A 5,250-nucleotide genomic window follows, 5' to 3' on the forward strand; every position below is an offset into this window, starting at 1 on the left:
AGAACTGGTCAAAAAGACTTTTGCCATTATCCTCTACCAAAAGGACGTAAATCCACATTAAAACCCGTAATCATCGTCCAAGGTTCATTCTTAGGAATGCGCAATTTAAAGCGGTGATAACGATTGCGTGAACGCCCATGATAAGCGCCCGTGACATAAGAACACACCCTTTCCTTATGCCATGTGATCGGTGTCTGATTATTGCGAAGACGACGTTCCCCTATGCTTAAAAGACCTTGTGTTGTATCAACTTCGGCAAACATTTTCGTGATAAAGTTAAAACTTCCATCCGGTGCCCCCATCTCTTGTGAAACAACCGTTGCCTCCATCGGGGCTCCTGTAAACATAACAAGCCGATTGTTTTCATCAAAAGCACCAAGCATTGGAGCGCCACTTTGCCAACGAGGGCTGTCTAAAGAAGCCGGCAATGCCTCAAGATTGATCGAAATCTCATCTAACTGTTCTAAAGTATACCCTGTTGTAAACACTGGAAAGAACGTGAAAGGCTTTCCCTGTAGTGTCGACCATTTCTGTAAACCCCAATCATAAACAAAGGTCGTTTGCTCGTTATTGCCTCTCTTTAAGGACCAGTAAATCCGGTTATCAATGGGGTCTATAACTCCTTGCATCTCATCAAGAGCAAACTTATCAAATGTTTTAAAAACCGTTCTATCAACCTTTTCAAAACCTATCGGTAAAAGTTGACCATCTAAACTCATCTGATAAAAACCACCATCACCTGCAAAAAAAGCGTCACTCCCTCGACATGCTATAGAGGCTGCACTGCGGGCTCCTCGCTTGTCTTGTATCTTTTGAAACGTAAATACAATCTTAGAACCCGCAACAAAGGTTCCTGCATAAATAGCAGAACGCATAAAAATGAGGGGATTGGTGGACTCTGTTGCCCCTTGAACATATTCTCCATCCGGAAAATCTTGAAAATCGCAATCTTTCTGTTTAACTGTCCAATGGCTTGCATCTTCCAAACCAGACCAATGAATGCGATTGGGGTGATCTGTCAATTGCATCAAACAAACAAAAGGTCCCCAAACCTTCACCAAGCCTGCTTTCGGCGGATTGCCTCCTAAATCTTCAAATCGTTCAGAACTATGGGTATTAAAAACTTGTGGTTTATCATTTTTATTGACCGCAATAATTCTTTGACCAAACAGAGCGAACGACCATTGATTATCCTCATGCGCATGATACGTCACACCACTTTGGCTTATGTCTTTCCAACCCTTCGTTTGACTATCATAACTGTAAAGCTTTTGCTTGCCTCCTACGATTATCTTAACACCATTACCGCTTCTAAAGGCTATTGAACCCAAGGGCTTTTCTTCCAAAGCATGAGACACAACCATTGCACTAGGCATGGGTATGTAACCACCATCTGCTGGTAAAACATTCACAAGGCTATCCGTAAAGCTGCCGTTGACAACCGCAACATCTGGTCTGTAATCGGCTACTGGAAAATAAACCATCTTAAAAATCCGTTGGTATTATTCTGGTCACGTTATGACGTTGAGACGTCTCTGCACGCAATTCATGCAACTGTTCGTTAAAGTCATTGTAAGCTGCCGTTGCACAATCGGGGTCTTTCAAGATATTCTTGTAAAGTTCGTATTTTGCACGCGCCTTAATCAAATCAAACGCGTGCACAAACCATGGGTGCTCCTCATCGACACTCTCTATCTCTGATAAACGCAATGGAGAGAGAATGAGTTGAATTTGATAGGCTCTATCTGGCGTGGGATAAAGATGTAATTTCCTATCAAAATAACTGTAACAAACCGGCGTTCCTTGCTGCTCTGATGATAACAAAGGCTCTAAAGAAACATGGTCATTACATTCCAAGGCAAACTTATGATGTTGATCAGAACTTAAATAAACGTTTTTGATTTTAACAGCTGTTTCAATAGGGCGGGTAGTGCTTGCATCATAAACACCTTGTCCCGCCCGTGTCTCAAACACCACATCACGGCTTTCGTTAAAGTAAAAGGTCTCCCGTTCACAAAAACGAATAGCTGCAAAAATGCTTTCTTGGATTTGTTGAACATACTCATCGGCTATGTCATCAATCTCATCTTGAATGACCGACACTAAGTGCGAAAGTGTTCTCTTATGACGATAAACATCTCGCTTTACTGGTATCGGTCCTCCGGTCTTAACCCGAATATAATGACGTGTCATCAAAATACCTCTCAACGATTGGTCACGAATTGCACGACCACAACACACTCTCCAGCCGCGGTTGTTTTATCCCGTGTTGCATAAAGCGTAAGCTCTTGATCTTCTGGAACAAACTCTTTTTGGTTGGTTGATGTAAAATCTTGAGTGCTTTGGGCTTTGATATCCTTTTCACTAAACTCATTACCACCATAGGTGCTACCTATCTTTAATTTCGCATCCGAAAACGCTGTCTTCACAAACGCTTTAATCGAAAGGATCATTGCACCACGCGGTAAAGTTCCGATTTTGCGCGTCAAATGCTTATCTTTATGCGAGATATTCAAGCGAAAAAAACTCACTTGTTGCGTAACCAAATTTCTCCCTTGTAGGGGCTGTGGTAATCCTTCTGCCATGTTTTATTTCCTTTCTTTGAAAATTAAGAAGGCTTTTCGCCTGTGCAAGTTGAAACAACAACGGTTCCGAAATCTTGCGCATTTTGTCCTCTTCCAGGCATTTGGAAACGTGTTTTCTTCATGCCTATGATTGTCTTAGCTGCAACACCATATACTCGTTGATAATCATCAAGCTCTTCAACCAACTTATAGCGCGTGTCTTGATTTTCTGCTCCAAAGGCAAGCATCACACTTTGTGCACCCAGTAATACAGCACGGCGGACATTTTCTTCAACACTACCATCGGATTTAACACCATGGGTTACATGTTCGGATTCTCGTAAAATCACACCATTATACATGCCTAGTGAACCATCAAAAATCGGGTTCTTCGCGCGCGAACCTGAATAAACTGCCTTTTGTATATCAAGCCATTGACCAGTATCTGTATTGGTACGCAATTGCATAACTTGTATGGGATGAAGATACATCACGTAGACATTGGAACCACCAACCCGTACTGGTCTGATTTTGGGGTTAGCCAACTTTGCAACTTTAACAGCTTCATCTATGAGCTTAAGACTAAAACCGTGTTTGGCTAACTCTTTAACATCTTCATCCTTAGTTTTACCATCTGGTCGCACAATGCGCTTACTGCTTGGTGTCAATGGTGCATTAAAACCATAATACAATTCATCAAGTTCAACTTCACGTCCTTCAAACTTTATTGTAGGCGCTGTATATCCACAAACTTGAAGAAAAAACATCAAACTCAAACGGTCTGCAAACCAATCAACCAATGCCTTATGTGCTTCGTCGCGTAAACTAAACAAAATACGTTGTTGATCAATCGTACCTTTATTTTTTGTTGAAACAGCGTTATTAAGTTCATTGATATATAATTTATCATGGAGAAATTGGAGGGCTTCTTCATTGCCTTTAAGCGTTTCACCCTCGCTTACACCACGCCCCATAATCTGTGCTCGTAAGCTAAACGTAACACAATCTCCGCCTTCTTTCCTAAGTTCATTCTTGACTTGAATGATACTATTGGAGTCTTCTCCCATTAACGGTTCAATATCAAGCGCTTTGGACGCTTCATAATTTAATCTCTTTGACCAAGCTTGCACTGCTTGTGCATCATTAATAGGTATACGTGTTATTGCCATTGATTTCACCTTTCTTTGCTGTAAAAAAACCGGCTTTAAGCCGGTGAAAAACCCACATCAAAGCGGATTATATTATGCGCCTAGACTATACTCAGCCATCGCGCCCCATTAACTTATCAAAAATGATTTGATTTTTAGGATTGCTATACCATTCTCCAAATTCTTTATCAGACATATCACAAATGGTTTTTAAAGTGATTGGTCCAACACTGCCCCCTCCACCAGATGCCGTCAAAGTCCTCGCAGAATTCTGCCGGCTTTGAAGTTCTGCAACCTGATCGTTGGCTTGTATCGCTTTTGTCTGATAACCAAGGTTTTGTGCTATCCTATAAATCTCTTCTGCCGGATTGAGATCTCTTTGTGCACAAGTCGCTACAAGAGCATGCAATTGATCTCTTATAATCGCATCTATTGTGTTTTGTTGTCCATACTCAGGATAAAGTGATGACCAAGAACTCAATTCCTTTGCGCGTGCCTCATAAAGAAAATTTGCCGCGGCATCAAAATCACTGGATTTATTTTGAAACGACTTAACAGAATTATTAAAAAATTCACCAAGACGCATATCGTGCTGCTGCTGTTCCTCAGCTTGTCTTAGCGCTTCTTTCTGTTCCCTAATATACGCATCTTGCTTTTGAATCTTATCTAACATCCACGCCACTAAACGAACAGGATCCTCACGTAGGTCTGGGGGTGCATTTTCACCTTCAACCATTGGCGTCTGGGATTGGGGTTCATAAAACTTTACAAGCGCTTCACGGGCTTGTTTGGTTTGTTGCTCCACACGCTGCTGCTCTATACTAGGAACAATCTCTGAAGGCTTTTCAACGGACTGCACAACCGGCTCTGGAGAGGTGACATCATCATTATCAATCGTTTCACCATCATAAGTGCCGGCATCAAAAGAGCTCTCATCATCAAAGACCGGTGCTCCAACTCTGTAATCTTCATTCATAGCTTCATTCATTTCTGCATTCATTCTTTCACCTTTCTCAACTATGCATACCTCTGTGTAATGCTATTCGCTCTCGCATAATCTGATTATGTGCCTGATCATTGAGAAGCTTCTGCCGTTCAATCTCATAGCGTTGCTTCATCAGTTCTGCGTCTGTTTTTGCTCTCTCTTGATGCACAAAAAGATCAATCTGCTTTTGTTGCAAATCCATCTGATGCATCTGTGCTTTCGTCTCTAAGTCTTGTTGCTTTTCCTGCAACTTCATTTCCTGCTCGGGGTCCATCTGCTGTTGTTGTGCCATTTGTTGCTGTTGGAACTTCTCACTGACGCGATTAAGCAATGACGCAGGCAATGGAGAATAACGAAGTAGATCAAGCATAATATCCGGCGTAATGGCATTTTGAAGCAATGGGAGCAGTTGTGTGATAATACCGAAGGTGCGCTCTTTCTCATTCGGGCTGGTTGGCGCATCATCAACAACAATGTCATACTCGACACTCGTTACTTCTTCACGCGTCAATGGAATATATTGCGCATTCTCCTCACCAGATATCCGTACCAA

At 41.9% G+C, this 5,250-nt stretch carries 5 protein-coding genes and 1 pseudogene; all 6 read right to left on the reverse strand.

The annotated features are described in order from the left end of the window. Nucleotides 1-26 precede the first annotated feature (26 nt). The gene (locus ACFIKJ_RS08275; protein WP_375670463.1) at nucleotides 27-1,484 is read right to left on the reverse strand and encodes a hypothetical protein; all 1,458 of its coding nucleotides are present in this window, start codon (nucleotides 1,482-1,484) and stop codon (nucleotides 27-29) included. Between the two features lies 1 nt (nucleotide 1,485). Further along, the gene (locus ACFIKJ_RS08280) at nucleotides 1,486-2,193 is read right to left on the reverse strand and encodes a hypothetical protein (protein WP_375624340.1); all 708 of its coding nucleotides are present in this window, start codon (nucleotides 2,191-2,193) and stop codon (nucleotides 1,486-1,488) included. An 11-nt stretch (nucleotides 2,194-2,204) separates the two neighbouring features. Then, nucleotides 2,205-2,585 carry a hypothetical protein gene (locus ACFIKJ_RS08285; protein ID WP_375670464.1) on the reverse strand — a complete coding sequence of 127 codons (381 nt, stop codon included), beginning with the start codon at nucleotides 2,583-2,585 and terminating at the stop codon, nucleotides 2,205-2,207. A 23-nt stretch (nucleotides 2,586-2,608) separates the two neighbouring features. Further along, nucleotides 2,609-3,733, reverse strand: coding sequence for a N4-gp56 family major capsid protein (locus ACFIKJ_RS08290; RefSeq protein ID WP_375670465.1), 1,125 nt, complete (start codon nucleotides 3,731-3,733; stop codon nucleotides 2,609-2,611). 91 nt (nucleotides 3,734-3,824) lie between these two features. Then, nucleotides 3,825-4,712 carry a hypothetical protein gene (locus tag ACFIKJ_RS08295; protein ID WP_375670466.1) on the reverse strand — a complete coding sequence of 296 codons (888 nt, stop codon included), beginning with the start codon at nucleotides 4,710-4,712 and terminating at the stop codon, nucleotides 3,825-3,827. Between the two features lie 13 nt (nucleotides 4,713-4,725). Next, nucleotides 4,726-5,250, reverse strand: a pseudogene (locus ACFIKJ_RS08300) (phage portal protein); the annotation flags it as partial.

Source organism: Bartonella sp. PS7NMGDW, from assembly GCF_042193585.1.
Classification (GTDB): Bacteria; Pseudomonadota; Alphaproteobacteria; order Rhizobiales; family Rhizobiaceae; genus Bartonella; species Bartonella grahamii.

Bases quoted from the DNA above. Each gene is read 5' to 3' on its own strand.
- ACFIKJ_RS08275 (WP_375670463.1), bottom strand. From the start codon at position 1,484: ATGGTTTATTTTCCAGTAGCCGATTACAGACCAGATGTTGCGGTTGTC.
- ACFIKJ_RS08280 (WP_375624340.1), bottom strand. From the start codon at position 2,193: ATGACACGTCATTATATTCGGGTTAAGACCGGAGGACCGATACCAGTA.
- ACFIKJ_RS08285 (WP_375670464.1), bottom strand. From the start codon at position 2,585: ATGGCAGAAGGATTACCACAGCCCCTACAAGGGAGAAATTTGGTTACG.
- ACFIKJ_RS08290 (WP_375670465.1), bottom strand. From the start codon at position 3,733: ATGGCAATAACACGTATACCTATTAATGATGCACAAGCAGTGCAAGCT.
- ACFIKJ_RS08295 (WP_375670466.1), bottom strand. From the start codon at position 4,712: ATGAATGCAGAAATGAATGAAGCTATGAATGAAGATTACAGAGTTGGA.